Here is a 26,003-nt window from a genome sequence, read left to right on the forward strand (position 1 = left end):
CTTTTACACGCTACTCTACCGAGGACTATCGACCGCATGACGACAAACTTTAGTTCATTTAACTTGAGTTAAATGAACTGCGACTCGCTCGGCCAGCGCGGCGACGTGCGGATCATCGGCCCCCAGGTTCTCCAGGGCCACGGCCAGATTGAAAAGATAGTCGCGGTTGGGACCGCTCGGGCCGCAAGCGGCAGCGATCTGGTGTGCCATGGCATCGAGCGGAGCGTCGCCGAGAAAGGCGGCATTGTCCTCGGTGGCCAGGTAGATCAACCCCTCGGCGTGGCTGCCGTCCGGAAAGTGCAGGGTCGCGAGCTCGCGCAGGTAGCCGTTCTTCTCGCGAATATCCAACTGTTTCAGGATCTCGGCATCGATGCGATAGGCCATGCCCTGGCAGATGGTATCAGGTGACTCGACCAGCGTGACCACGCGTCCCGGTGCCTCCGGCGTGCCGCGATGATCGTGCGAGCCCTGCCAGAAGCGCCGCGCCCAGCCTTCGACATGGGCGGGGCGGCGTTCGTGGTAGTCGAACTCGGCCTTCCAGATCAGCGAGCCATAGCCGAACAGCCATATCGTCTCGTCGGGATCGAAGAAGATCCGTTCGCGATTGAGGTGCGTGGTGTCGTGGGTCATGACGGACTCGGTGTCTTGCGTAGCAGGGGTTGGGTCAGGGTCTGGGCCATGATCACGCCGGCGAGCACCAGCAGTCCGCCGACCAGGTGGAACAGGGCGATGCGCTCACCGAGGAAGAGCATGGCGATCAGGGCGCTGAACAGCGGCATCAGGTTAATGAAGATGCTGGCCTGACTGGCGCCGATCTGGCGGATGGCGCGCATCCACAGGAAGGTCGTCACGATCGAGGCGGGGATGCCGGCGTAGAGGATCAGCCAAACGTTTTGATCGTCGACCGGGGTCATCGGCCCCAGCAGGTAAGGGGGTAGCAGGAACAGCACGGCGAACACCACCTGGGCGTAGAGCACCACCCAAGGCGGCAGGCCCAGCGGCCAGCGCTTGAGCATCACGCCATAAAGCGCGTAGCAGGTAGCGGCCACCACCATCAGCAGATCGCCAAGGGCCACCTGAAGATCCAGCAGCGCGAGCGGGTCGCCCCGTCCCAGCAGCACCAGCACCCCGAACAGCGCGAGTAGGCCGCCGAGCGTGCCGCCGCGGCTGGGCGCCTCACGCAGGATCAAGGCGCTGAGCAGTACCGTCAGCAATGGCACCATGGCCGCCAGAATGCCCATGTTGGTGGCCGTGGTGGTCTCGGCGGCCACGTAGGCAAGCCCTTGCCAGAGCCCCATGCCGAGCAGCCCCAGTACGGCCAGCTTGGGCCATTCGCGGCGTAGCGTCTGGCGGTGGCGCCAGGCGGCTGGCAGTACGAAAGGGGTCAGCACGGCCAACGCCAGTACCCAGCGCAAGAAAGCGATGCTGCTGGGGGCGATCGTTCCCACGGTGAGCTGGTTGATGGTCATGTTGCCCGACCAGATCAGCACGGCTCCCAGGGGCGGCAAGAAGTAGAGCAGCGACATGGCGACCTCATAAGCACGAAGAAGCCCCGCTGGCATCGGGGCTTGCAAAGGCTACATGATATCGAGCCGCTGCGGCGCTGCAAACGATAAGGAGACTAACGGAAGCCGCGAAAGCGGTTTTTGCCCGCGAAGCCTGCCGGTGCGCGATTCACGCCTATGCTGATAGGCGACCGAACGATTCTGTCAGGCAGACACGATGTAAGTGCCGAGGTGACGCCATGGAAGTACGACACTACGGATGGATGCTGTGTGCCGCTCTGGTGCTGGCCGGCTGCGATAACGAGGAGCCGGATGCGGCGCCGAATGACGAGCCGGCGCTCCAGGATGCCGTTGCGTATGTGGGACGCTGGGCCGCCGAGCCGGCCTGGTGTGCGCGGGGCGGCGAAGAGCGAGCGATCATTCTCTCCCCATCGCGCTTCGAGGGGTACGAAAACATCTGCGAGATGGAAGCGACGCAGGAGTCCGAGGACGAGTGGACGGCGCAGCTCGAATGCTCGGGTGAAGGGACGGAGAGCAGCGAGCGGATTCGTCTGCAGCTCGAAGATCATGAGGCGATGACGCTGACCTGGCTCGACCGCGACGATGCCCAGGTGTCGCTCATGCGCTGTCCCCTGGACGAATGATGGAGAGACAGCCGTGTCGGCAGGACGGTCAGCGCAGTTGGCTGTCCTTGCTGCCACGCCGGTTGTAGCCGCTGTAGGCCGTGCGCTGCTCGTCGCGCTCGCTCTGGCAGGCGACGCACAAGCGCACGCCGGGCATGGCCTCGCGACGCGCCTGGGGAATCGGTTCGCCGCACTCCTCGCAGTGCGTCAGGCTCTCGCCCCGGGGCAACTCGCTGCGCGCCCGCTGCAGTGCATCCTCGACGGTGCTGTCGATCTGCTCTTGCACCGCCCCGTCTCTCGACCAGCCACCCGCCATGATTCCCTCCTGCGGCGCCCCTGGCGCCGGTTGTCCCGCCGATTCCTCAAGTTTGGGAGACGAAACCGGGACGCGCCAGCAAGAGGCCCCACCGAGGTGGGGCCATCCTGGTGAATGGACCGGCGCCGCTGCCGAGAATCAACGTGCGGGTTGGGCCTCGGGAAGGACGTTGTCCTCCACGACACTGCCCGCCACGGCATGGCCCGGAATGGTCGCCAGGGTGCCCTCCTCGCTGGCCTGGGCCAGGAAGCGTAGATGGCGCTGGTACTCGTTGAGTACGTCATGCACGACTTGGAGACGCGTGTAGCCGTTGAGATCCTGGCCCAGACCGCCTTCGGCGAGATGAACATCGAGGCGCAGGTAATAGTCGTCATCCGCAGGCAGGAAACTCGGAGGCTGCAGTCGTGTGGGCTGGATGCCATAGATGAAGCTGGGGGCGCCGTCGAAATCGACCTGCAGGGTAGGGAAGAGCAGTTGAGTGCCGTCGACCTGCTGTTCGGTGACGGTGGCATGCTGGCCTCGTCGGGTCAGCTCCTCGGCCAGCTCGACGAGTGCCGGGCGAATGGCGTGGCGCAACGTGGCCTCGGCGCCATTCCGGGTAGTGGCGTCCAGGGTACGGTCGAGGCGCTCGCGCCAGTCGCTGCTGGCCACGCCGTTGACTGTCACCTGATGGCGGGCATCGGCCTTGCCGGTCTCGACCTTCAAAGAGCGGTACATGCCGAACATGGTCAGGAAGATGATGGCCGAAAATGGCAGGGCGGTGATTACCACAGCGCTCTGCAGGGTGCGCAGACCGCCGGCCATCAATAGCGCCAGGGTGATAAGGCCGATGATGGCGGACCAGAAGATTCGCAGCCGGGCGGGGGCATCGTGGTTCACGTCGCGCAGCACGTAGGTGAAATTGGACAGCACCAAGGCGCCCGAATCGGCCGAGGTGACGAAGAAGACGATGCTCAGCACCAACACGACAGTGGCGGTGACGCCGACCAGGGGCAGCTGCTCGAGGAAGGTGTAGATGGTGGCCGGCGGTTGGTTCAGGGCTTGCTCGCCGAGCACCACCAGGCCCTGATCGACCATGTCGATGCCGCTGTTGCCGAACACGGACATCATCACCATCACGAAGATCAACGGGATGAACAGGGCACCGGCGACGAATTCGCGGATGGTGCGTCCGCGGGAGATGCGGGCCAGGAACAGACCGACGAACGGCGCCCAGGCGATCCACCAGCCCCAGAAGAACACCGTCCAGCCGCTGAACCAGCCTTGCGCCTCGGGCGCATAGGCATAGGTGTCGAAGCTTTTGCCGGCAAGCGCGACCAGATAGTCGCCGGTATTCATGATCAGGGCATTGAGCAGCTTGAGCGTATCGCCCTGGAGCAGCACGAACAGCACGAGGCCGGCGACCAGTAACAGGTTGAGTTCCGATAGCCGACGGATGCCACGCTTGACGCCACTCACCACCGACAGGGTGGCCAGGGTCACCACCAGCAGGATCAGCATGACCTGGGCGGGTAGCCCCTCCGGTATGCCGAACAGGTAGGTCAGCCCGTAATTCATCTGCATCACGCCGATCCCCAGCGCGGTAGCGATGCCGAACACAGTAGCGAGCACGGCCGTTATGTCCACGGCATCGCCGATGGGGCCGTAGATGCGCTTGCCCAGCAGCGGATAGAGCGTCGAGCGAATCGCCAGCGGTAGCCGGTGGCGGTAGCTGAAATAGGCCAGGGCCATGCCCATCAGCACATACAGCCCCCAGCCGGAAATGCCCCAGTGCATGAAGGTCTGCACGATGGCCGCGCGCTGGGCCTCGGCAGTGCCGCCTTCGCCGAGTGGCGGATTCAGGTAGTGCGTCAGCGGTTCGGAAACCACGAAGAACAGGATGGCACCGCCAAGCCCGGCGGCGAACAGCATGGCCGACCACGACAGCAGCGTGAACTCCGGGCGCGAATGATCGGGACCCAGGCGGATCTTGCCGAATCGCGAGAAGCCGATCATGACCACGAAGACCAGGTAGGCGACGACCGCCAGCATGTAGTACCAGCCGAAGGTATTGCCGATCCAGTCCAGACCGGCATTGAAGAATGCCGTGGCGTGATCGGTGAAGGCGATGGCATAGATCAAAAAGATCAAGATACCAGCCACCGAGCCGTGGAAGACGGCCGAGTTGAGCCGGTTGCTCGACTCGGGGGCGGGATATGGATGTGTCATGGGGAGAACCTCTCGTATTGTTATTGCTATCGGTTTCGTGGTGTCGAGCACTTTCCTTGTCGTTCTTGACAGGGCCGGCGCGCTGTCGGAGCGCCGGCCCTGCCTGGCCTGGGCCAGGTGCGTTGCGTCCCGCTCGCCACATGCGGGAAATAGCGAACGGCAAACCGTCAGAGTGATCGCCGAGTGGCGTCACGATCCAGGCTATGCGCCCGAGACCACCGGGAAGCGCGCGCGCCGCTCGAGATCGTCCAGGTCGATGTTGTTGCGCATGTACTGGGTGCTGGCATCGAACATCGGCTGGTGATCCCAGGCCGTGACCTTACCCTGCTTGAGCGCCCGCGATACCAGCTTGCGGCGTCGCTGGCTGGCGATCACCTCGTCGTGCATCCGCCCGTAGTCCCAGCGGCTGGCGACTTCGTCGCGGAACTGCTTGCACAGATCGAGATGGGCGGGGTCCTCGGCCAGGTTGTTGAGTTCCAGCGGGTCGGCCTCGAGGTCGTACAGCTGGTCGGGGTCGGGCGCGGTGTGTACGAACTTGTAGCGGCCGCGGCGGATCATCAGCAGCGGGGCGATGGCACCTTCGCCGAGGTATTCGCCGATCACCTCGTCATGGCCGCCATTGCCGGTCAGGTGTGGCAACAGGCTGCGACCGTCGATAGGCACGGCGTATTCCGGCGCCTCGCCGTGATGGGCAAGCTCGGCAAAGGTCGGTAGCAGGTCCATGGTCGACACCGACTCGCGTACCCGACCCGGGGAGAAGCGGTCGGGAGCGTGGATGATCATCGGTACGCGAGCCGAACCCTCGAACCAGCTCATCTTGTACCAGAGCCCGCGCTCGCCGAGCATGTCGCCGTGGTCGCCCGAGAATACGATGATGGTGTCTTCGTCGAGACCGGCTTCTTCCAGAGTCTTCAGCACGGCGCCGATCTGGTCGTCGACGTAGCTGAGCGCCCCGTAGTAGGCATGGCGCGCGTTGCGGATCTGCTCGTCGCTGACGGTATCCTCGTCGAGCTGATAGACGTGACGCAGGCGCTTGGAGTGCGGATCCATCAGTTCGCGCGAGTAGGGCACGCGCGGCATGTCGATGGCGTCGTGGTCGTAGCGGTCCCAGTACTCCTGCGCGATGGTATAGGGATCGTGCGGGTGGGTCAGGGACACGGTGAGGCAGAAGGGGCGCTGCTCGCCGTTGCGCGCATAGTCGTAGAGGAAACGCTTGGCGCGAAAGGTGACCTCGTCGTCAAAGTCGATCTGGTTGGAGCGGACACAGGGGCCGGCCTGAATCACCGATGACATGTTGTGGTAGTAGCTCGGCCGGGTGTCGAAATTCTCCCAATCGACGAACCAGCCGTAGTCGGCCGGGTAGATATCGGTGGTCAGGCGCTCCTCGAAGCCGTGCAACTGGTCCGGCCCGCAGAAGTGCATCTTGCCCGACAGGGCGGTGTAGTAGCCGGCATCGCGCAGGTAGTGGGCGAAGGTTGGTATGTCGGCGGCGAACTCGGCGGCGTTGTCGTAGCCACCGATGCGCGAAGGCAGCTGGCCGGCCATCAGCGTGAAGCGTGACGGCGCGCAAAGCGGGCTGTTGCAGTAGGCTGAATCGAAGACCACCCCTTCGGCGGCCAGGCGCGACAGGTGCGGCGTCTTGACCAGCGGGTGGCCGTAGAAGGGCAGCGCCGACGCCGTCATCTGATCGGCCATCAGGAATAGAATATTGGGTTGCTTGCGGGTCATGGGGCCTCTCTCTTGCTTGTCGCTGGGCGCTGGGATTGCATATTCGGGCGAGCTGCGATAGCTCTCCTCACAGTCTCTCTGCTAATTTGAGGGCCTGTAAACTCGCTAAATTTTTATGGGAGGCATTAGTTTATCTAATGTCGTGGATAGCTAAGTCGGCGTCGCCCAACGGCCTGCGGGTATTCGAGGCGGCCGCTAGGCACCTGAGCTTCACCGCCGCGGCACGTGAGCTGCGCTCGACCCAGTCGGCCGTCAGCCAGCAGATTCGCGCCCTCGAAGAGCAGCTCGACCTGCCGCTCTTCGAGCGCATCTACCGGGGCGTGAAGCTGACCGAAGCGGGGCATGCATTGTTTGTCAGCGTGCAGGAGGGTTTCGCGACCATCGATCGCACCATCGAACGGCTCCAGCACAAGCATCGCCATCCGCACGTGAACATCCTGACCGACTTCTCGTTCGCCGCTTACTGGCTGATGCCGCGGCTGCCGCGTTTCCGTGAGCGCTATCCGCATGTCGACGTGCGTATCGTCACCAATCAGGGCGTGCTCGACTGGCGCACCCAAGAGGTCGACGTAGCGATCGTGTTCTGCGACGAGCGCATTCTCGCCGGTGGCGTTCCTCTGCTGTTCCGTGAAGACGTCTTTCCAGTGTGCAGCCCGGGATTCCTGCAGCAGCACGGGCCGATCACGGATCTCCAGGCACTCAGCCGGGCACCGCTACTGACGCTGACCGCCGACCAGGGCCAGCGATGGCTGGACTGGCCGAGCTACTTCGAACAGCTGGGTGGAATGGCCTATCCCGAATCGTCGGAGTTGACCTTCAACAACTACACCCTGCTGATCCAGGCGGCGATCGCTGGGCAGGGCATCGGGATGGGCTGGCGTGGCCTGGTCGACGACATGCTGGAGAGCGGCATGCTGGTCGGCCTGCACGACCTGCGCTTATGTTCGTCGCGGGGCTATGGAGTGATCGATGCACGACCGGACTCTTCCGGCGAAGCCAAGCGGGTGTTGCAGGAGTGGGTAATGGAATGCGCGACACCGGAGCAAGATACGTGAGAAAGCCGGCAGGAGGATATGCCGGGCGCAGTGAACGTACGCCCGGCACGGACACACTAGACGCCGAGAATCTCCTTGGCCTTGTTCAGGGCCTCTACCGACTGGTCGTGATTGCCGTCGCTGTGATGCTGCTCCCCCTGCTCGCGCAGGTCGCGCACTTGGGAAAGCTCGTCCTCGCTGAGTTGGGAAACCTTCTCCTCGTTCTCCAGCGCTTCGTCGACGTCGGACATCAATGATGGACACATATGCGCCCAGGCGGGCGCGATGAAGGCCATCAGTACCAATGCGGCAAAGAGTTTCTTGATCATGGTGGGTTCCTCACGTGGGGCGCAGCCCCGTCAGCGCTCTCCCGGGCCGGCCCTGATGAATGCACTAGTCTCAGGCGCCTCGCCATTGTCTGCACGGCCGTGAAGGGGCAGTGACGCGCAGGGCAACGGTCTGGCGCTGACAGTATAGATGCCGTTGGCGGTTCACACCGAAACGACAGCGTCCCGGCAGGTGTGAGCCGGCGGGGCGCCAGTGGAACGTACAGCTTGACTCATATAAGCTGGTTGGAATTCTAAGTCATTATTTATATTAGAAAAGAGGGAGTGGCTCATGAGTGACCCGACTGACCCGGAGTCGCATTACGCGACTAGCGACATGCAAACGGACTACACCGTTGGTCAGGACAATATCGAAGGGCGGCTGGGGCCCATCGGTTTCGATATACACAACCGGGTCTTCGTCGTATCGGCTCTCGCTTCAGTGGTTTTCATTGTTCTGACCCTGCTGTTTCCGGAGCGGGCGGGGAGCGTCTTTCAGTCCATTGTCGGCTTCGCTACCGGGACGCTGGACTGGTATTTCATGCTGTTGGTGGATTTCTTCATCCTGTTCTGTATCGCGCTCGTCGTCCTGCCCTATGGCTCGGTCAGGCTGGGCGGACCCGATGCCCGCCCGGAGCACAGCTACCTGTCCTGGTTTGCGATGCTGTTCACCGCTGGCATCGGTATCGGGTTGCTGTTCTTCAGCGTGCTGGAGCCGGTCTATCATGCCAACGTCTCCTTGCCGCTGGGCATCCCTTCTCCTTTCGGGGCCGATGGTGAACTGAACCCGGAGGCCATTCCGGAGGCTAGCGCTCTGGGCCTTGCCGGCACCTTTCTCCATTGGGGCATTCATGGGTGGGCCGTCTATGTGGTCATGGCATTGGCGCTAGCCCTCTTTACCTATAACAAGGGGTTGCCGTTCTCCATTCGTTCGACGTTTTTCCCGATCCTGGGCGAGCGCGTCTGGGGCTGGTGGGGGCACGTGATCGATATTCTGGCGGTGTTCTCCACTCTGTTCGGGCTGGCCACGGCACTCGGGCTCGGGGCACAGCAGGCCAATGCGGGGATGAATTTCGTCTTTGGCCTGGAGGTCAGTACCACCGCTCAGGTTATCGTCATCCTCTTGGTGACGGCGGTGGCGCTGGTATCGGTCTGGCGCGGGCTCGAGGGTGGCGTGAAGAAGCTCTCCGAGATCAACATGATCGTGGCCGTGCTGTTCTTCTTTTTCGTGCTGTTCGCGGGCCCGACCCTGGTGGCGCTGAACGGGTTCTGGACGGGGCTTGCGACCTACGTGAAGGAGTTCGTCGCGCTGTCGGCACCCTTTGGTCGTGAAGATGACGCCTACCGGCAGGCATGGACGATCTTCTACTGGGCCTGGTGGGTCAGTTGGGCACCGTTCGTCGGCATGTTCATCGCCCGGGTGTCGCGGGGGCGCACGGTTCGTGAATTCGTCATCTGCGTGCTGTTGATTCCCAGCCTGTTCATCTTCATCTGGATGGGCGTCTTCGGCGGCATCGCTCTCGAGCAGCTTTATGCCGACCCCGACAACAGCCTGGTCAAGGATTACGTGATCGATAACTACAATCCCGAACTGTCGCTGTTCGGCATGCTTAATGAGCTGCCGTTGACCGGCTTGATGTCGTCCATCGGCATCGTGCTGGCGCTGGTATTCTTCGTCACCTCGTCGGATTCCGGTTCCCTGGTGATCGACACCATCACGGCCGGCGGCAAGATCGACGCGCCCCGGCCGCAGCGGATGTTCTGGGCAACCGTGGAGGGATTGGTCGCCATCGTGCTGCTTCTTGGCGGCGGCCTGGCGGCGCTGCAGGCCGGGGTGACGGCGACGGCGATTCCGTTCTCCATCGTGATGCTGTTGATGTGCTACTCCATCATCAAGGCGCTGAACGGCGAGCTGCGCCGTAAGCTGCCCTGAGTGTCGCTGGCTGCATCGGAGCCGTGAACTGGCGGAGAACGGTCGGGGCTTCCCCTGACTGAATACGGTCAGCGCAATACGCCCTGCGGTTGACCAGCAGGGCGCTTGCCCGGCAGGGCGGAGGAGATCAGCCGAGGGCGGCGATACCGGCGCGGGCGATCTGCACGTCCTGGTCGGGCTTGACGCCCGACACCCCGACGGTACCCGCGACTTCGCTGTCGACCAGCACCGGTACCCCCCCGGATAGCAGGCCCTGCAAGGGGGCCGAGAGGAAGGCGTTGCGGCCGCCGTTGATCATCTCTTCGAAGACCTGAGTCTCCTTGCGGCCGAGTGCGGCGCTGCGCGCTTTCTGCGTGGCGACGTCCGGCGTCATCGGGGCCGCCCCATCGAGGCGGCGCAGGCCGAGCAGGTGGCCGCCGTCGTCGGCCACGGCGATGGTCACCGCCCAGCCGTTGGCCTCGGCTTCCTGCTGGGCGGCATCGAGAATGGCATTTACATCGGTCAGGGTGAGTACGGGCTTGGTTTTCATGCAGCTCTCCTTGTTTAGTATTGGGCTACGGGCTACGGGCTACGGGCTACGGGCTACGGGCTACGGGCTACGGGCTACGGGCTACGGGCTACGGGCTACGGGCTACGGGCTACGGGCTACGGGCCGCTCGCAGCACGAACCTCGCTGCTCGTGACGGGTTTCAAAGCCTCGTCGACGATCTCGATCCAGTGTCTTACGGGTGTACGCCCCGCGCCGTTGAGATGGGTCTGGCAACCGATGTTGGCGGTGACGATCGTCTCGGGGTTGCCGGCTTCCAGGTTGTTGAGCTTGTTGTCGCGCAGCTGCGTGGCGAGCTCCGGCTGGGTGATCGAGTAGGTGCCCGCCGAACCACAGCAGAGGTGGGCATCGGCCACCGGGGTCAGGGTGAAGCCGAGCTTGACCAGCATACCCTCCACCGCGCCGCCGAGCCTCTGGGCGTGCTGCAGGGTGCAGGGGCAATGGAAAGCCAGCCGGCGGCCGGCGTCGATCTCGAGCCCTTTCAGGTCCTCGTCGCGTAGCACCTCGACCAGATCCTTGGCCAGTTCGCTCACACGCTTCGCTTGCTCGGTATAGGCCGGATCGTCCGCGAGGATTTCGGCGTACTCCTTGACGAAGGCGCCGCAGCCGCTGGCCGTTTGCACGATCGCCTCGGCCCCGGCCTCGACGTGCGGCCACCAGGCGTCGATGTTGGCCCGCGCCCGGGCGCGGCCGTCGTCCTGGGCGTTGAGGTGGAAGTCGATGGCGCCGCAGCAGCCGGCTTCGGCCACCGGTGTGAGGCCGATGCCCAGGCGGTCGAGCACCCGCGCCGTGGCGGCGTTGGTATTGGGCGAGAGTCCCGGCTGCACGCAGCCTTCGAGGATCAGCATCTGCCGTTCGTGACGTTTGTAATCGGGGCGCGCACCGGCATCCACCGGCGCGGGCGGCAGCTTGTCCTTGAGCTTGCCGGGTACCAGCGGGCGGAAGGTCTGGCCCAGCTTGAGCAGTGCCTGGAAGCGCTTGGGCTCAACCAGTGCCTTGCGCAGGGCGTAGCGCTGGGCGCGGTCGGCGGCGCTGCGTGGCACGCGGCGCTCGATCTCGGCGCGGCCGATGTCGAGCAGCTTGTGATACTCCACGCCCGACGGGCAGGTGGTTTCGCAGTTGCGGCAGGTCAGGCAGCGGTCCAGGTGCAGGCGGGTCTGTGCGGTGACGTTCTCGTTGTCATCCGGATTCTCCAGCATCTGCTTCATCAGGTAGATGCGCCCGCGGGGGCCGTCCCGCTCGTCGCCCAGCAGCTGGTAGGTGGGGCAGGTGGCGTTGCAGAAGCCGCAGTGCACGCAGCTGCGCAGGACGCGGTCGGCCTCCTGGATGTGCGGCTGCTTGAGGGCTTCCTCGGTGAAGTGCGTCTGCATGTTAGAAATCCTGTGCGTCTCAGAACGCCGCGTAGAGTCGGCCGCGGTTGAATATTCCCTTGGGGTCGAGCTGGGCCTTGAGGTTGCGGTGATACTTCGTGACCACCTCGGGCAGCGGCGTGAAGGGCTCGATGGCGGCCGGGCGGGGGCCGTAGCAGGTGGCGTGGCCGCCGGCGGCCTGGCAGGCCTGGCGCACGGTCTCGGCATTCAGTTCGGTGCGCAGCCAGCGCTGGGCACCGGCCCAGTCGTGAATCATCAGACTCTCATCGACATCGGGCAGGTCCAGCGTCGGCGCGCGGTGGGGCAGCGAGAGTCGCCACAGCGGCGCCTCTCCCTCGCTGAAGAAGGCCAGGCGCTGGTCACGCAGGGCGCTCCAGAAGGCATTGTCGAGCTCGTCGCCACCGATGCGAGCGCGGGTGGCGGCCACCGAGCTGGGGCCGCCTTCCAGGCGCAGATGCAGGGCTCCGTCGAGCCATGCCGCGGCGCTGATCGGCAGCGGCTCGCGGCCCCACTCGACCAGACGCAGGCGGGCCTCGTCGAGTGGCAGCGACAAGCGCAGGCTGCGGGTCGCGCCGGGAGTCGGCAGCACCTTGAACGAAACCTCGGTGATCAGCCCCAGGGTGCCCTGGGCGCCCACCATCAGCCGCGACAGGTCGTAGCCGGCCACGTTCTTCATCACCTCGCCGCCGAAGCGCTGCTCGATGCCCTCGTGGTTGATCACCCGTGTGCCGAGCACGAAGTCGCGCACGCTGCCGGCCCAGGGGCGCCGCGGGCCGGAGAGGCCGGTGGCGACCATGCCGCCCACGGTGCTCGCCTCGCCATAGCGCGGCGGCTCGAAGGGCAGCATCTGGCCATGCTCGGCGAGCGCCGCCTCAAGCTCGGCCAGCGGCGTGCCGGCGCGTACCGAGACCACCAGCTCCACCGGGTCGTAGAAGGTGATGCCGCGATGCTCGCGGACGGAGAGCACGCTGCCTTCCACCTCGCGGCCGTAGAAGCCGCGCGTGTCGCCGCCGGCGATGCGCAGCGGCGTGGCGTCGGCGCTGGCCTGGCGGACGCGCTCGGCCAGGGCCGCGCCGGCATCCTGCTCGTGGGGAGTCGTTGCGTTTGTCATGGTCGCTCCGTTCAGCCCTGCTGTGCGGTGTCGGCGGCCGCGCTCTTGATGGTGCGGAATTCCGAACAGCGCGCCGGGGTGGGGATGTTCTTGCCAGGGTTGAGCAGGTCGCGGGGATCGAAGGCGGCCTTGGCGGCGCGGAAGGTGGCCAGCTCGTCGGGGCGGAACTGAGCGCACATCTGGTTGATTTTCTCGCGGCCGACGCCGTGCTCACCGGTAATGGTGCCGCCGACCCGAACGCACAGCTCGAGGATCTCGCCGCCTAGCGCCTCGGCCACGGCCAGCTCGCCCTCGCGGTTGGCGTCGAACAGGATCAGCGGGTGCATGTTGCCGTCGCCGGCGTGGAATACGTTGGCCACGCGCAGGCCATAGCGCTGTGACAGCTCGGCGATGCCCTTGAGCACACGGGCCAGCTCGCGGCGCGGGATGGTGCCGTCCATGCAGTAGTAGTCGGGCGACATGCGCCCCACCGCGGGAAAGGCGTTCTTGCGCCCGGCCCAGAACTTGGCGCGCTCGGCGTCGTCGCGAGCCTGCTGGATGCCGGTGGCACCGGCCTTCTCGAGCACGCGCCGCACGGTCTCGCAGTCATCGTCGACGTCGGCCTCGACGCCGTCGAGTTCGCACAGCAGGATCGCTTCGGCTTCCACCGGGTAGCCGGCGCCGATGAAATCCTCGGCGGCGACGATGGCGAGCTTGTCCATCATCTCCAGCCCGCCGGGGATGATGCCGGCCTCGATGATGGCGCCCACCGCGTTGCCGGCCTTCTCCACGTCGTCGAAGCTCGCCATCAGCACCTTGGCAACCTCGGGCTTGGGCAGCAGCTTGACGGTGATCTCGGTGACCACGCCGAGCATGCCCTCGGAGCCGTTGAACAGCGCCAGCAGGTCGAAGCCGGGGGCGTCCAGCGCGTCGCTGCCCAGCGTCATGCGCTCGCCCTCGATGGTCAGCACCTCCACCTTGACCACGTTGTGCACGGTGAGACCGTACTTCAGGCAGTGCACGCCGCCGGCGTTCTCGGCCACGTTGCCGCCGATCGAGCAGGCGATCTGCGACGAGGGATCCGGCGCGTAGTAGAGACCGTAGGGCGAGGCTGCCTCGGAAATCGCCAGATTGCGCACGCCGGGCTCGACCCGGGCGATGCGCGCCTCGGGATCGATTTCGAGAATGCGCGAGAAGCGCGACATCACCAGCAGCACGCCGTGGGTGAGCGGCAGCGCACCGGCGGAGAGTCCGGTGCCGGCACCGCGGGTCACCACCGGCACGCCGAGGCGATGGCACTCCTTGAGCAGCCGTTCGACCTGCGCCATCGAGTCGGGCAGCGCGACCAGCAGCGGCAGGGTGCGGTAGACCGAAAGGCCGTCACACTCGAAGGGACGCATATCCTCTTCGCGGTGCAGCAGGGTCAAGTCGGGGATGGCCTGGCGGAGCGTGTCGCGGATGGCAGCCTTGTCCAGCTTCGGTACTGGGCCGTCGAGTCGTTCGTCGTAGAGAATGTCCATGAAACGCCTCGTGGGTGTCGTGGCGGCAAGGGAGTCTATTGGCTGCCAATCTGCGCGACCTTCGGTTCGTTGTCCAGCCTTTGGTACACTGGTATGACCAGTTTGATGAGTGATTATGGAAAATATTTTCAAGTTACATCATGGGCCGCTCGAGGCCACCGGGTCAATCCGATTCGGCCGACCGATGCCCAGGAGACGTCAATGGCGCGTGAGGAACTGACATTGCCGGCCCGTACGCCCGATTCGGTCGCGGCCAACCTCGAGCAACTCATTCTCGACGGCGTGTTCCGCCCGGGACAGCTGCTGCCTTCCGAGCGACGCCTGTGCGAGCGCCTCGGCGTTTCGCGGACTTCATTGCGCGAGGGCCTGCGGGTGCTACGCAGCAAAGGCATCATCGTCACCCGGCAGGGGCAGGGCTCGGTGGTGGCGGCACTGGTGCCGGGGCGCGACGATAGCCCGCTGATGCACCTGTTTCGCGACCACCCACGGACCCTGTTCGATCTGCTCGAGGTGCGCTCACTGCTCGAGGGCGAGTCGGCCAGGCTGGCCGCAGAGCGCGCCACGCCGGCCGACCGCGTGCTTATTCAGCGTCGTTACGAAGCCATGGCCGAGTACGTCGAGCGAGTCGAGATCGATGTGGAGCAGCTGGCGCACCTCGATCACGCCTTTCACCTGGCGATCTGCCAGGCTTCGCACAACCCGGTGCTGGTCCACACGCTGCAATCGCTGACCGATCTGCTGCTGCGCTCGGTGTTCGCCTCGGTGAAAAACCTCTATCACCGCGAGGCGCCGCGCCGGATGATCAACCGGCAACATGCGCGACTGTATCGGGCCGTGATGGAGGGCAGGCCGCAGGTCGCACGGCGTGCGGCGGTGGAGCACCTTACCGGTATCGGCGAGCAGTTGCGCGAGATCGAGGCGGAGGATCAGCGCCTCGAGCGCTCGGCGATGCGGCTCGGAGTATGGGAATAGACGTCAGGCGTTGACCGCATTGAGCGCGTGTTCATCCTCGATCACGCCGGCGAGCGAGGCGACTTCGAGTTTATTGCAAAGGTGATCGCGGAGTATCTGCCCCAATCGTTTACCATCTCGCGCCTCGAGGGCAATGATCATGTGCTCGTGGTCCTGCACGGCCCTGCGCCAATAGTCGTCGGTCATCTTCTTCGAGTAGCGGACCCGCTTTACGCGTTGACTGAGGTTGCTGTACATCTCCTGCAGTACCTCGTTTGCCGAGGCGGCCAGGATCCCCTCATGGATCTTCTGGTTGACCTGGAAGTAGTCCGGCAGGTTGCGGTCGCGGTAGTGCCGGAGCATCTCGTCATGCAGCGCACGAATGGCCTTGATGCCCTCGTCGCTGATGTTCTGGCAGGCGAGTTCGCCGGACAACCCCTCGAGAGCCCCCATTAGATCGTAGGTATCCTTCACCATCTTCAGCGTCAGGCGCATGACCCTGGCCCCGCGATTGGGCAGCAGCTCGATCAGGCCCTCGGAGGCGAGAACCTTCAGCGCTTCCCGTAGCGGCGTACGGGACACTCCGAAGCGCTCGCAGAGCTGCTTTTCCGATATGCGCTCTCCCGGTGCGAGATCTCCCTGCTCGATGAGTTCCCGGACGCGGTCGGCCACTTCCAGATAAAGGCTGCGATGCTGGATTTTGCTCATGGCATGAATTCCTAGAGGCAATAGCGTCCCGATGGTTCCGGCCGGCGTTCCCGCCGCGTCGCCGGGCCTTGATTCATCTCGGCGGAAACGGGTCCGACTGGCATTCTTTCACAGAAGATATTATGAATTCAAAATTCAACTAATATCTACTACCTGCCCATAATAAGGAGTCTCCCATGGCCGGCAAAGTCTTCCGCAGTCAGTTTCAGCTTGGTCGTTCCCAGGCCAGAGCCATCCTCGACGGGGCTTTCGCCAAGGCGCGCGATGCCTCGATGGAGCCTCTTACCGTGGTGGTGATCGACGGTGGCGGTCACGTTGTCGCCGCCGAGCGCGAGGACGGCTGTGCACCGCTGCGCTTCCCCGTGGCTCAGGGCAAGGCCTTCGCCGCCCTGGGCAATGGCGCCTCGAGCGGCGTGGTCGGGGCCCGCAATACGGAGCGACCGGCCTTCCTCGCCAGCGTAGCTGCCGTCTCGAATGGCCGCTTCGTTCCGGTCCCGGGAGGCGTGCTGATCCTCGACGGTGAATCCCGTGTCATCGGCGCCGTGGGCGCCAGCGGCGCATCCTCGGCTGAGGATGAGACCGCCGCTATCGCCGGTATCGAGGCGGCGGGACTGACCTGGGGGTTGGAGCCCACTTGAGCCGGCGAAGTCAGCGGTCGCAACGATTGATCGACCAAAGTTTAATACCGAATAATGAATTTTGAATTCAAATTGAATTGATGACGGTCGGACCCACCGAGCCGTTGGATGGCCGAGGATGCTCGGGCCGTCGGGATATCTCCCGCGGCCCTGCAGGAGCCGCCATGGCCAGGAGACTGCCCTCGAAAGAATGTCACGTCCGGGCAGCACGCCTACAACAACAAGTCAGCTGGAGTATCCGATGAAGATGATCAAAACGGCATTCGTGACCACCGCCCTGGCGCTGAGCCTTACGCCAGGGCTTGGTATGGCCCAAACCGAATTGCAGTTCGGTCACGTGGGAAATCCCGGTTCGCTGTTCGATGCTTCCGCCAATGAGTTCGCCGAGCGGGCCAATGAGCGTCTAGGCGATGACTACAGGGTGGAGGTCTACGGATCGAGCCAGCTCGGTGGCGACGATTCCATGATGCAGAAGCTCAAGCTCGGCCAGCTCACCTTCACCTTGCCTTCCACCGTGATGTCCTCGGTGGTCGATGAATTTGGCCTGTTCGAGATGCCCTACCTGATCAAGGATCGGGAGCACATGAAGCGGGTCATCGACGAGGTCATCGAATCCGATCTCTATCCGCTGGTGGAGGAGGAGGGCTACAAGATTCTCGCCGTGTGGGAGAACGGTTTCCGTCAGATCACCAACAACGAGCGGCCCATCCAGACGCCCGAGGACCTGGAGGGCCTGAAGCTGCGTACGCCGAAGGGCGCCTGGCGGGTACGCATGTTCGAGGAGTACGGCGCCAACCCCTCCCCCATGGCGCTCTCGGAGGTCTTCACGGCGCTGCAGACCGGCACCATGGACGGCCAGGAGAATCCTCTGGTGCAGATCCACTCCCAGAAGTTTCAGGAAGTCCAGGACTACCTGTCCATGACCAACCACGTCTACACGCCCGCGTACGTGGTGGTTTCCAAGCGCCATTGGGAGGATCTTCCGGAAGACGTTCGCAATATCCTCGAGGAGACTGCCCAGGAGGTCCAGGACTTCGTCTACGAGACCGCCGCCAGGCAGGATGAGGAGCTCCTCGGCGAGATGGAGGCGGCCGGCATGGAGATCAACGAGGCCGACCAGCAGGCCTTCATCGACGCCAGTGGCCCCATCTACGAGCGCTTCGACGAGGAAGTGGAAGGCGGCGGCGACCTGGTCGACCGCGTCCTGGCACTCGGTGAGGACGACTGAACCTCACTGAGTGAATGCACGGCCGCCCCATTCGGGGCGGTTCTTCCCCTGCTCGACGGAGTGGCTTTCATGTCCCTCGTGAAACTGCGATCCGGCTTCGAGTGGCTGCTCGAAGTCATCACCATGCTGTTGGTGGTTTCCCTGACAGTGGTCGTGCTGCTTGGCGTCACCTTCCGCTTCAGCGGCAACTCCCTGGGGTGGTACGACGAGGTTGCCGCCGTGATGCTGGCCTGGGTGACCTATTACGGCGCCGCTCTCGCTGCCCTCAAGCGCGCCCATATCAGCGTCCCGGGTTTCGTCTACTCGCAACCCCGTGCCGTGCGCATGGCGCTGGTGGCGCTGGGTGAAGCCATCATCATCGCCTTCTTCGTGCTGCTCGCCGTTTATGGCGTCTACGTCATCGGTGTCCTCAGCGGCTCGACCCTGGTCAGCGTACCGATTCCGATCGCCGTCACCCAGTCGACCATTCCGATCGGTGCGGCACTCTATGTCATCGCCGAGCTGCTCAATCTCCCGGCCATCCTGCGTGAGGCCTGGGAAGGCAAGCGGCCACCCTCGGAGCAGGACATCGCGGAGGAGTTGCAATGACGACGGCACTGATCCTGCTGGCCGGGCTGGCCATGATCTTCATCAATATCCCCATCGCCGTAGCCCTGGGCGCGATATCCATCGTTGCCATGCTGTGGATTCAGGGCACCAACAGCCTGCTCGGCTTCCCGTTGGTGATGTTCGAGGGCTCGACCAAATTCCCGTTGATCGCCATCCCGCTATTCATCCTGGCCGGCGCCATCATGAACACCGGAGGTATCTCTCGACGGCTGATCGACTTCGCTTCAGCGCTGCTCGGTTTCATCCGCGGCGGGCTGGCCATGGTTAACGTCGGCACCTCGCTGTTCTTCGCCGAGATCTCCGGATCTGCCGTGGCCGACGTGGCCGCCCTCGGTTCCATTCTGATGCCGGAGATGAAGCGCAAGGGCTATCCGGCCCCGTTCGCCGCCGCTATTACCTCCTCTTCGGCTTCGCTGGCGATCATCATCCCGCCTTCCATTCCCATGATCCTGTATGCCGCCATGGCCGATACCTCGGTGGTGCAGCTGTTCGTCGCCGGTATCGTGCCGGGCCTGGTCGGCGGGGTCTTGATGATGGTGCTCGCCTGGTACTTCGCGGTCCGCTACAACTGGCCCGTGGAGCATACTTTCCAATTGAAGCGAGTGTGGACCACCTTCAAGGCGGCGGGTCTGGCCTTCGTGTTGCCGCTGGTCATCCTTGGCGGGATCTTCGGCGGCTTCATGACCGCTACCGAAGGGGCGGCCCTGGCGGTGCTGGCTGCGCTGCTGATCAGCTTCCGCTACGGCGAGCTGCGGTGGGCGAAGCTGCGCGCAGCCATGGTCGAAGGCGGCGTGCAGACCGCCGTGGTGATGCTGCTGGTGGCGAGCTCGGCTCTGCTCGGGGATTTCCTCACCCGCGCCCAGCTGCCGCAGATGCTGGCGATGATGATCAGCGACTTCACCGACAACAAGTTCGCCGTACTGGCGCTGCTGAATCTCTTCCTGCTGCTGATCGGCATGATCCTGCATTCGGCGGCGGCGATCATCCTCACTGTACCCATCGTCATGCCGCTGGTGATGATGGTCGGCATCGATCCTGTCCACTTCGGCATGATCGTCACCCTCAACCTGGCGATCGGCCAGCAGACCCCCCCGGTGGCCAGCGTGCTGATGACGGCCTGCTCCGTGGCCAAGGCGGACATCTGGGAGGTATCGAAGGCCAACGTGCCGTTCGTCATCCTGCTGTTCATCCTGCTGATGCTGGTGACTTACGTGCCGATCTTCCCGATGGGCCTGGTTGAGTTGTTCTACCGGTGAATCCCTATCCTGATGTGCCTGACGATCCTGCTAGGAGGCTTCAAATGGCGGATTCCTTGATCTTCCGGCGCGAGGGCAACCTCGCCTGGATCGGCTTCAACCGGCCCGAGAGTCGCAACGCCATGACCTGGGAGATGTACGACGAGCTCGAGGCCTGCTGCGACCGGCTGGCCGAGGACGACGACATCCAGGCGGTGGTGCTGCATGGCGTTGGCGGCGAGGCCTTCGTGGCCGGCACCGATATCTCCCAGTTTGCCCACTTCAACGCTCCCGAGGACGCCATCGGCTATGAGCGGCGTATTGACCGGGTGGTGGGCAAGCTGGAGCGCTTGCCCAAGCCCACCATCGCCCTGATCGAGGGCGCCTGCGTGGGCGGCGGGGCAGCCTTGGCACTGGTCTGTGACTTCCGCTACTGCACGCCTTCGATGAAATTCGGCGTACCCATCGCCAGGACGCTGGGCAACACCCTGTCGATGACCAACGTATCGCGAATGGTGGACATGATCGGCGTCGCCCGCACCAAGGAAGCGCTGATGATGGCCAAGCTGTTCGATGCCGAGGAGGCTCGGCAGGCGGGGCTGGTCAACAGCGTCTTCGCTCCCGAAACGATCGTCGACGAGGTGACCGCCATCGCTGCCGAATTCGGCCGGCGCGCGCCGCTCACCGTCCAGGCCAGCAAGGCGCTGGTGGGGCGGGTCCTGGAGGGGCGCAGGGCCGCCGCGGACGCCGGCGACGACTGGGTTACCACCTGCTACATGAGCGACGATTTCCAGGCGGCGGTGAACAAGTTCCTGCACAAGACACCCTTCGAGTGGACCGGCCGCTGACATTGGCGCGTTGCGGCAGACACGCGAACCACACAAGCGAGGTGAAGCCCATGCTTCCCCTGGAAAGACTCAAGGTACTGGACGTCTCGCAGATCATGGCCGGACCCTACTGCACCATGGTGCTGGCCGACATGGGGGCCGAGGTGATCAAGGTCGAGAAGCTCAACGGTGGCGATGACAGCCGCCAGATGGGCCCTTACGTCAACGACGAATCGACCTGCTTCTCGCAGATTAACCGCAACAAGAAGAGCATCTCGCTCAATCTCAAGGATGAGCGTGCCCGGGAGATCTTCTACCGCCTGGCCAAGGACGCCGACGTCATCGTCGAGAACTATCGCACCGGGGTGACTCGGTCGCTTGCTATCGACTACGACACCATCAAGGCGATCAATCCCGGCATCATCTACTGCTCGATTTCCGGCTACGGCCAGACCGGGCCCTACAGTCATCGCGGCGGCTTCGACCTGGTGGCCCAGGGCATGACCGGCTTGATGTCGATGACCGGCGAACCGGGCCGACGTCCGCTGAAGACCGGCATCGCCGTCTACGACATTGGGGCGGGGATCACGGCCGTCTACTCGATCCTGGCCGCATACATTCACAGGATGACTACCGGTGAGGGGCAGCACATCGATATCGCCATCACCGAATGTGGCCTGCCCTGGTTCACCTGGGAGGCGGCCGCCTATTTCGCCGAGGGCAGAGTCCCTGAGCCCACCGGCTGGCGACATCGTGTGTCGGCGCCCTATCAGGCAGTCAAGGCCAGCGACGGCTACATCATGCTGGGCTGTGCCAACCAGCGTACCTGGGAACGCTTCTGTCGGGATGTGCTCGGGCGCGAGGACCTGATGGCCGAGCCGCGCTTCCTGACCAACCACGACCGTGGCCAACACGTCGAGGAGCTCGAGTCGGTGCTTGAGGAAATCATGGTCGAGCGGGAAATGAATTACTGGCTGGATCTTTGCGACAAGGCCGGTGTACCGGCCGGGCCGATCAATGACTTCGCCCAGGCCATGCATGACGAACACTATCAGGCCCGCGGCATGGTGCAGGAGATGGAACACCCGGTTATCGGAAAGATGAAGACCATCGGCTTTCCGAGCAAGTTTTCCCGGACCCCATCGCAGATCAGAAGCCCGGCGCCGCTGTTCGGACAGCATACCGACGAAGTATTGGCAGAGCTGGGCCTCTCCGCAGAGCAACTCGAGACGCTGCGCGACGCCGGCTGCATCAAGTAGATTTTGCTGTCTGGAAATGAATTCATTATCAAAAATACAAAATAGTCTTCGGAGATAGTCATGTTGAAGCTCGATTTCCATCCATCCGGTCGTCATTTCCTTCAGATACCCGGCCCCTCGCCGGTACCGGACCGCATCCTGCGCGCCATGAGCCTGCCGACCATCGACCACCGCGGCCCGGAGTTCGGCGCCCTGGGGCTCACGCTGCTGAAAAAAATCAAGGAAGTCTTCAAGACCAAGAATCCGGTGATCATCTACCCAGCTTCCGGTACCGGCGCCTGGGAAGCGGCTCTCTCCAATACCCTGTCCCCGGGCGACCGGGTGTTGATGTTCGAAACCGGTCACTTCGCCACTCTGTGGCACAAGATGGCGCGACGCCTGCAGCTAGAGCCCGAGTTTATCGGTTTGCCCGGTTACGAGGGATGGCGCCACGGCGTCCAGGCCGACATGATCGAGGCGCGCCTGAAGGAAGACACGGCGCATGAGCTCAAGGCCGTCTGCGTAGTCCACAACGAAACCTCCACCGGGGTGACCAGCGACATCGCCGCCGTGCGTCGGGCCATCGATGCCGCCGGCCACCCGGCGCTGCTGCTGGTCGATACCATCTCGGGGCTGGCCAGCGCCGACTATCGGCATGACGAATGGGGCGTGGACGTGACCATCTCCGGCTCCCAGAAAGGCCTGATGCTGCCTCCGGGGATCAGCTTCAACGCCGTCTCCGAGCGGGCCATCGAGGCGAGCCGCCACAACCGCATGCCGAAGAGCTTCTGGGCCTGGGACGAGATCCTCGAGGCCAACCGGAACGGCTACTGGCCCTATACCCCCAGCACCAACCTGCTCTACGGACTCAACGAGTCGCTGGACATGCTGCTGGATGAAGGGCTCGACCACGTGCTGGCGCGCCACCAGCGCTGGGCCGCCGGCGTGCGCCAGGCGGTCGAGGCCTGGGGCCTTGAGATCCAGTGCCAGGATCCTGCCGTCTATTCGCCGGTGCTGACCGGCGTGGTAATGCCCGAAGGTATCGATGCCGACGAGGTGCGCAAGCTCATCTACGAGCGCTTCGATCTGTCGTTGGGCACCGGCCTGGGCAAGGCCAAGGGCAAGATGTTTCGCATCGGCCATCTGGGCGACTGCAACGACCTGACACTGATCGCCACCCTGGGCGGTTGCGAGGCGGGCATGAAGCTCGCCGGTGTGCCGTTGGCGGGCAGTGGCACGAGTGCCGCGCTCGAATATTTCGCCAACCATCCGCTGAATGGCTCCCGCTGACCAGCGGCTTCGACCAGCACGGCTAGGAGGGAAGGATGACGTCCCTGAAGGATAACGCCCGGTCACGGGATGCCAGGGTCAAGCCGGTCAGCGAGCTGGCTTCCCGGCTGGCGCGCGAGACGCAGGGCGAGGTGCTGTTCGATCACGCCTCGCGAGGCCGCTACTCGACGGATGCTTCTATCTACCAGGTGATGCCGATCGGGGTGGTGGTCCCACGCGACCAGGAGGACCTGAAGCTGGCGCTGGACATCGCCCGCGATGCCCGCGTACCGGTGCTGGCGAGGGGCGCCGGCACCAGCCAGTGCGGCCAGACGGTGGGCGAGGCGCTGGTGATCGACAATTCCCGCTGGCTCAATCAGATCGTCGAGTTCGACGCCGAGGCGCGCACCGTGGTGGTCGAGCCCGGCGTCGTGCTCGACCACCTCAACGCCTGGCTCAAGCCCCATGGCCTGTGGTACCCGGTGGATGTCTCCACCAGTGCCCAGTGCACCATCGGCGGCATGGCCGGCAACAACTCCTGCGGGTCGCGCTCGATACGCTACGGCAACATGGTGCACAACGTCCTGGCCATCGATGCCTGGCTTGCCGATGGGGGTGAGGCAAGCTTCGGCTTCATCGACGAGCTCGACGGCAATGGCAAGGTTCGCCTGCTGGCCGCGCGTGTGCAGGCGATCGCCGAGCGCATCGACCCGGAGATCGGCGAGCACTTCCCCAAGGTGCTCCGGCGGGTGGGCGGCTACAACCTCGATATCTTCAACTGCCAGAACCCCAAGCCCTACGACCCGGACGGGCGGGCCAACCTGGCGCACCTGCTGGTGGGCTCCGAGGGGACCCTGGCGGTCAGCCGTCGCATCAAGCTCAGACTCTCGCCCCTGCCCGAGCACAAGGTGCTTGGCGTGGTGAACTTCCCGACCTTCTACCAGGCGATGGACTTCACCCAGCACATCGTCACCCTGGATCCCACCGCGGTGGAGCTGGTCGACCGCACGATGATCGAGCTGTCGCTGGAGAATCCGTCCTTCCGCCAGGTCATCGAGAGAGCGCTGATCGGCAAGCCCGAGGCGATCCTGCTGGTGGAATTCGCCGGCGCCGACCGCGACGCCCAACTGGCATCTCTGGCCCGCCTCAATGAATTGCTGGCCGACCTGGGGCTGCCGGGGTGCGTGGTCGACATGCCGGAGCCGGCCGAGCAGAAGGCGCTGTGGGACGTGCGCAAGGCGGGGCTCAACATCATGATGAGCATGAAGGGGGACGGCAAGCCGGTCTCCTTCATCGAGGACTGCGCGGTGCCGCTCGAGCATCTGGCCGAGTACACCGACAAGCTGACCGAAGTGTTCCATCGCCACGGCACCGAGGGCACCTGGTACGCCCATGCCAGTGTCGGCACCCTGCACGTTAGGCCGATTCTCGACATGCGCCGCGATGGCGCCAAGAAGATGCGCGAGATCGCCGAGCAGGCCTCGGCGCTGGTTCGCGAGTACAAGGGGGCATATTCCGGTGAGCACGGCGACGGTCTGTGTCGTGGCGAATGGGTCGCCTGGCAATTCGGCAGCACCCTCAATGGCGCCTTCAAGGAGGTGAAGCAGCTCTTCGATCCGGAGAATCTCTTCAATCCCGGCAAGATCGTCGACACGCCGAAGATGGACGACGAAGACTACTTCCGCTTTCCGACCTCTTATCGCAGGATCCCGCTGACCCCGGTATTCGACTGGTCGTCGTGGGACGTCGAGCGCGACCCACTGACCGGCGAGCAGAGCGCACCCGGGACTGGCGGGGATGGCACCCACGGCCTCGCCATGGCGGTGGAGATGTGCAACAACAACGGCCACTGCCGCAAGTTCGATGCCGGTACCATGTGCCCCAGTTACCGCATCACTCGCGATGAGCAACACCTGACGCGTGGACGTGCCAATACTCTGCGCCTGGTGCTGTCCGGCCAGCTCGGTGACGAAGGGTTGGCCAGCGACGAGATCAAGGAGGCGCTGGACCTGTGCGTGTCGTGCAAGGGTTGCCGGCGCGACTGCCCCACGGGTGTCGACATGGCCAAGTTCAAGATCGAGGCGCGTACCGCTCGGGCAAAGGCCAGAGGGCTCTCGCTGCGTGATCGTCTGGTCGGCGAGATGCCGCGCTACGCACCCTGGGCGGGCCGAGTCTCAGGCTTGCTGTACGCCGCCGAGCGGTTGCCCTTCGTCTCGCGGCGAGTCAAGCAGGCGCTGGGGCTGGCCGGGCAGCGTGACTTTCCCCGATTCCATGGCAATTTCCTGGCCGAGGACCAGGGCCGATCGTTGCAGACGTCCCGTGAGGTGCTGCTGTTCGTCGATACCTTCAACAACTACATGGAGAGCGAAAACGCCCGCGCCGCCAAACGGGTGCTGGAGAAGGCCGGTTATGGCGTGCATCTCAACGTCAAGCCGGGCGAACGCCCATTGTGCTGCGGGCGCACCTACCTTTCCTCCGGCCAGTTCGACAAGGCCAGAGCCGAGGCGAAACGCTCCCTCGACCATCTGCTGCCCTTCGTCGAGCGCGGCGTGCCGATCGTCGGTCTCGAGCCGTCGTGCCTGCTGAGCATGCGCGACGAATTCCTGCAATATGGCTTCGGGGACGCGGCGCGACGACTTGCCGAGTCGGCCCTGCTGTTCGAGGAGTTCCTGGACAAGGCACACGACGCGGGGGAGTTGGCGCTCGAACTCAAGCCGGTCAACTATTCGCGGGCGATGCTGCATGGCCACTGCCACCAGAAGGCCTTCGATGCGTTGCGTCCGATCGAGCGGGTGCTCGCCTGGATCCCAGGGCTCAAGGTCGAGACGATCGCATCCTCGTGCTGCGGCATGGCTGGCAGTTTCGGTTACGAGGCGGAGCATTACGAGGCCTCGATGCGAATGGCCGAACTGTCGCTGTTGCCGGCGATTCGTCAAGCCGACGACGATACCGTGCTGATTGCCGATGGCACGAGCTGTCGTCACCAGATTCACGACGGCAGCGGACGCGAGGCGGTGCACGTGGCGCGTCTGCTGGAGAAGGCGCTGGCCTGAGGCGAGCCCGCAAGGCAACATCGCTTCATGGGACGACCGCTGTCGGC

General features: G+C 64.2%; 23 protein-coding genes. 12 read left to right on the forward strand and 11 right to left on the reverse strand.

The genetic code is table 11. The features are described from left to right. Positions 1-54: 54 nt before the first annotated feature. Complete coding sequence (locus CYJ07_RS15935; protein WP_104204702.1) at positions 55-630, reverse strand: gamma-glutamylcyclotransferase; 576 nt, start codon at positions 628-630, stop codon at positions 55-57. Further along, positions 627-1,526: a DMT family transporter gene (locus tag CYJ07_RS15940; protein ID WP_104204703.1), complete on the reverse strand. Its 900-nt coding sequence runs from the start codon at positions 1,524-1,526 to the stop codon at positions 627-629. The genes CYJ07_RS15935 and CYJ07_RS15940 overlap by 4 nt, the downstream gene beginning before the upstream one ends. Before the next feature lie 218 nt (positions 1,527-1,744). On the opposite strand from CYJ07_RS15940, the gene CYJ07_RS15945 reads away from it, so the two are divergent. Further along, positions 1,745-2,149 carry a hypothetical protein gene (locus CYJ07_RS15945; protein ID WP_156085517.1) on the forward strand — a complete coding sequence of 135 codons (405 nt, stop codon included), beginning with the start codon at positions 1,745-1,747 and terminating at the stop codon, positions 2,147-2,149. A 28-nt stretch (positions 2,150-2,177) separates the two neighbouring features. Here CYJ07_RS15945 and CYJ07_RS15950 read toward each other — a convergent pair whose 3' ends face one another. From CYJ07_RS15950 to betC, 3 genes are all read right to left on the reverse strand, one after another. Next, positions 2,178-2,444: a DksA/TraR family C4-type zinc finger protein gene (locus tag CYJ07_RS15950; protein WP_104204705.1), complete on the reverse strand. Its 267-nt coding sequence runs from the start codon at positions 2,442-2,444 to the stop codon at positions 2,178-2,180. A 138-nt stretch (positions 2,445-2,582) separates the two neighbouring features. Beyond that, positions 2,583-4,652 (reverse strand): choline BCCT transporter BetT, encoded by a 2,070-nt coding sequence (gene betT / locus CYJ07_RS15955; RefSeq protein ID WP_231489662.1) that lies wholly within the window; start codon positions 4,650-4,652, stop codon positions 2,583-2,585. Between the two features lie 201 nt (positions 4,653-4,853). After that, on the reverse strand, positions 4,854-6,380 hold the full coding sequence (betC, locus tag CYJ07_RS15960) for a choline-sulfatase (RefSeq protein ID WP_104204706.1): 1,527 nt from the start codon (positions 6,378-6,380) through the stop codon (positions 4,854-4,856). Between the two features lie 137 nt (positions 6,381-6,517). Between betC and CYJ07_RS15965 the strand changes: the two genes are divergently transcribed. Continuing rightward, the gene (locus CYJ07_RS15965) at positions 6,518-7,435 is read left to right on the forward strand and encodes a choline sulfate utilization transcriptional regulator (RefSeq protein WP_104204707.1); all 918 of its coding nucleotides are present in this window, start codon (positions 6,518-6,520) and stop codon (positions 7,433-7,435) included. 56 nt (positions 7,436-7,491) lie between these two features. On the opposite strand, the gene CYJ07_RS15970 is transcribed toward CYJ07_RS15965, so the two are convergent. Next, entirely contained in the window at positions 7,492-7,743 is a 252-nt protein-coding gene (locus CYJ07_RS15970; protein ID WP_104204708.1) for a hypothetical protein, read from the reverse strand. A 289-nt stretch (positions 7,744-8,032) separates the two neighbouring features. On the opposite strand from CYJ07_RS15970, the gene CYJ07_RS15975 reads away from it, so the two are divergent. Further along, on the forward strand, positions 8,033-9,673 hold the full coding sequence (locus tag CYJ07_RS15975; protein ID WP_104204709.1) for a BCCT family transporter: 1,641 nt from the start codon (positions 8,033-8,035) through the stop codon (positions 9,671-9,673). Positions 9,674-9,800: 127 nt separating this feature from the next. Here the strand turns inward: CYJ07_RS15975 and CYJ07_RS15980 are convergent, their stop codons facing one another. From CYJ07_RS15980 to glcD, 4 genes are all read right to left on the reverse strand, one after another. Then, complete coding sequence (locus CYJ07_RS15980; protein WP_104204710.1) at positions 9,801-10,202, reverse strand: GlcG/HbpS family heme-binding protein; 402 nt, start codon at positions 10,200-10,202, stop codon at positions 9,801-9,803. 116 nt (positions 10,203-10,318) lie between these two features. Further along, on the reverse strand, positions 10,319-11,590 hold the full coding sequence (gene glcF, locus CYJ07_RS15985) for a glycolate oxidase subunit GlcF (protein WP_104204711.1): 1,272 nt from the start codon (positions 11,588-11,590) through the stop codon (positions 10,319-10,321). Between the two features lie 19 nt (positions 11,591-11,609). Further along, positions 11,610-12,701, reverse strand: a complete 1,092-nt coding sequence (gene glcE, locus CYJ07_RS15990) for a glycolate oxidase subunit GlcE (protein WP_104204712.1) — start codon at positions 12,699-12,701, stop codon at positions 11,610-11,612. Between the two features lie 11 nt (positions 12,702-12,712). After that, entirely contained in the window at positions 12,713-14,200 is a 1,488-nt protein-coding gene (gene glcD / locus CYJ07_RS15995) for a glycolate oxidase subunit GlcD (protein WP_104204713.1), read from the reverse strand. Between the two features lie 201 nt (positions 14,201-14,401). On the opposite strand from glcD, the gene glcC reads away from it, so the two are divergent. Continuing rightward, complete coding sequence (gene glcC / locus CYJ07_RS16000; RefSeq protein ID WP_104204714.1) at positions 14,402-15,172, forward strand: transcriptional regulator GlcC; 771 nt, start codon at positions 14,402-14,404, stop codon at positions 15,170-15,172. A 3-nt stretch (positions 15,173-15,175) separates the two neighbouring features. Here glcC and CYJ07_RS16005 read toward each other — a convergent pair whose 3' ends face one another. Continuing rightward, positions 15,176-15,859: a GntR family transcriptional regulator gene (locus CYJ07_RS16005; protein WP_104204715.1), complete on the reverse strand. Its 684-nt coding sequence runs from the start codon at positions 15,857-15,859 to the stop codon at positions 15,176-15,178. Between the two features lie 176 nt (positions 15,860-16,035). On the opposite strand from CYJ07_RS16005, the gene CYJ07_RS16010 reads away from it, so the two are divergent. The 8 genes from CYJ07_RS16010 to CYJ07_RS16045 all read left to right on the forward strand — a co-directional run bounded on the left by CYJ07_RS16010 (position 16,036) and on the right by CYJ07_RS16045 (position 25,956). Next, positions 16,036-16,497, forward strand: a complete 462-nt coding sequence (locus tag CYJ07_RS16010) for a GlcG/HbpS family heme-binding protein (RefSeq protein ID WP_104204716.1) — start codon at positions 16,036-16,038, stop codon at positions 16,495-16,497. 241 nt (positions 16,498-16,738) lie between these two features. Then, positions 16,739-17,725 (forward strand): TRAP transporter substrate-binding protein, encoded by a 987-nt coding sequence (locus CYJ07_RS16015; protein WP_197038406.1) that lies wholly within the window; start codon positions 16,739-16,741, stop codon positions 17,723-17,725. A gap of 69 nt (positions 17,726-17,794) precedes the next feature. Beyond that, on the forward strand, positions 17,795-18,313 hold the full coding sequence (locus CYJ07_RS16020; protein WP_197038407.1) for a TRAP transporter small permease: 519 nt from the start codon (positions 17,795-17,797) through the stop codon (positions 18,311-18,313). Continuing rightward, complete coding sequence (locus CYJ07_RS16025) at positions 18,310-19,590, forward strand: TRAP transporter large permease (RefSeq protein ID WP_104204717.1); 1,281 nt, start codon at positions 18,310-18,312, stop codon at positions 19,588-19,590. Before CYJ07_RS16020 ends, CYJ07_RS16025 begins: the two co-directional genes overlap by 4 nt. A gap of 44 nt (positions 19,591-19,634) precedes the next feature. Beyond that, positions 19,635-20,417, forward strand: a complete 783-nt coding sequence (locus CYJ07_RS16030) for an enoyl-CoA hydratase/isomerase family protein (RefSeq protein ID WP_104204718.1) — start codon at positions 19,635-19,637, stop codon at positions 20,415-20,417. A 50-nt stretch (positions 20,418-20,467) separates the two neighbouring features. Next, positions 20,468-21,655, forward strand: a complete 1,188-nt coding sequence (locus tag CYJ07_RS16035; RefSeq protein ID WP_104204719.1) for a CaiB/BaiF CoA transferase family protein — start codon at positions 20,468-20,470, stop codon at positions 21,653-21,655. A 60-nt stretch (positions 21,656-21,715) separates the two neighbouring features. Then, a complete protein-coding gene (locus tag CYJ07_RS16040) occupies positions 21,716-22,924 on the forward strand; it encodes a pyridoxal-phosphate-dependent aminotransferase family protein (RefSeq protein WP_104204720.1) in 1,209 nt (402 codons plus the stop codon). A gap of 35 nt (positions 22,925-22,959) precedes the next feature. Then, positions 22,960-25,956 carry an FAD-binding and (Fe-S)-binding domain-containing protein gene (locus CYJ07_RS16045; protein WP_104204721.1) on the forward strand — a complete coding sequence of 999 codons (2,997 nt, stop codon included), beginning with the start codon at positions 22,960-22,962 and terminating at the stop codon, positions 25,954-25,956. The last annotated feature ends 47 nt before the right edge of the window (positions 25,957-26,003 follow it).

This window comes from Billgrantia saliphila (assembly GCF_002930105.1).
Lineage (GTDB): Bacteria > Pseudomonadota > Gammaproteobacteria > Pseudomonadales > Halomonadaceae > Halomonas > Halomonas saliphila.

Bases quoted from the DNA above. Each gene is read 5' to 3' on its own strand.
- CYJ07_RS15945 (WP_156085517.1), top strand. From the start codon at position 1,745: ATGGAAGTACGACACTACGGATGGATGCTGTGTGCCGCTCTGGTGCTG.
- CYJ07_RS16030 (WP_104204718.1), top strand. From the start codon at position 19,635: ATGGCGGATTCCTTGATCTTCCGGCGCGAGGGCAACCTCGCCTGGATC.
- CYJ07_RS15950 (WP_104204705.1), bottom strand. From the start codon at position 2,444: ATGGCGGGTGGCTGGTCGAGAGACGGGGCGGTGCAAGAGCAGATCGAC.
- glcE (WP_104204712.1), bottom strand. From the start codon at position 12,701: ATGACAAACGCAACGACTCCCCACGAGCAGGATGCCGGCGCGGCCCTG.
- CYJ07_RS16035 (WP_104204719.1), top strand. From the start codon at position 20,468: ATGCTTCCCCTGGAAAGACTCAAGGTACTGGACGTCTCGCAGATCATG.
- CYJ07_RS16005 (WP_104204715.1), bottom strand. From the start codon at position 15,859: ATGAGCAAAATCCAGCATCGCAGCCTTTATCTGGAAGTGGCCGACCGC.
- betT (WP_231489662.1), bottom strand. From the start codon at position 4,652: ATGACACATCCATATCCCGCCCCCGAGTCGAGCAACCGGCTCAACTCG.
- CYJ07_RS15940 (WP_104204703.1), bottom strand. From the start codon at position 1,526: ATGTCGCTGCTCTACTTCTTGCCGCCCCTGGGAGCCGTGCTGATCTGG.
- CYJ07_RS15935 (WP_104204702.1), bottom strand. From the start codon at position 630: ATGACCCACGACACCACGCACCTCAATCGCGAACGGATCTTCTTCGAT.
- glcD (WP_104204713.1), bottom strand. From the start codon at position 14,200: ATGGACATTCTCTACGACGAACGACTCGACGGCCCAGTACCGAAGCTG.
- CYJ07_RS16040 (WP_104204720.1), top strand. From the start codon at position 21,716: ATGTTGAAGCTCGATTTCCATCCATCCGGTCGTCATTTCCTTCAGATA.
- glcC (WP_104204714.1), top strand. From the start codon at position 14,402: ATGGCGCGTGAGGAACTGACATTGCCGGCCCGTACGCCCGATTCGGTC.
- CYJ07_RS16025 (WP_104204717.1), top strand. From the start codon at position 18,310: ATGACGACGGCACTGATCCTGCTGGCCGGGCTGGCCATGATCTTCATC.
- CYJ07_RS16010 (WP_104204716.1), top strand. From the start codon at position 16,036: ATGGCCGGCAAAGTCTTCCGCAGTCAGTTTCAGCTTGGTCGTTCCCAG.
- CYJ07_RS15980 (WP_104204710.1), bottom strand. From the start codon at position 10,202: ATGAAAACCAAGCCCGTACTCACCCTGACCGATGTAAATGCCATTCTC.
- CYJ07_RS15975 (WP_104204709.1), top strand. From the start codon at position 8,033: ATGAGTGACCCGACTGACCCGGAGTCGCATTACGCGACTAGCGACATG.
- glcF (WP_104204711.1), bottom strand. From the start codon at position 11,590: ATGCAGACGCACTTCACCGAGGAAGCCCTCAAGCAGCCGCACATCCAG.
- CYJ07_RS16015 (WP_197038406.1), top strand. From the start codon at position 16,739: ATGAAGATGATCAAAACGGCATTCGTGACCACCGCCCTGGCGCTGAGC.
- betC (WP_104204706.1), bottom strand. From the start codon at position 6,380: ATGACCCGCAAGCAACCCAATATTCTATTCCTGATGGCCGATCAGATG.
- CYJ07_RS16020 (WP_197038407.1), top strand. From the start codon at position 17,795: ATGTCCCTCGTGAAACTGCGATCCGGCTTCGAGTGGCTGCTCGAAGTC.
- CYJ07_RS16045 (WP_104204721.1), top strand. From the start codon at position 22,960: ATGACGTCCCTGAAGGATAACGCCCGGTCACGGGATGCCAGGGTCAAG.
- CYJ07_RS15970 (WP_104204708.1), bottom strand. From the start codon at position 7,743: ATGATCAAGAAACTCTTTGCCGCATTGGTACTGATGGCCTTCATCGCG.
- CYJ07_RS15965 (WP_104204707.1), top strand. From the start codon at position 6,518: ATGTCGTGGATAGCTAAGTCGGCGTCGCCCAACGGCCTGCGGGTATTC.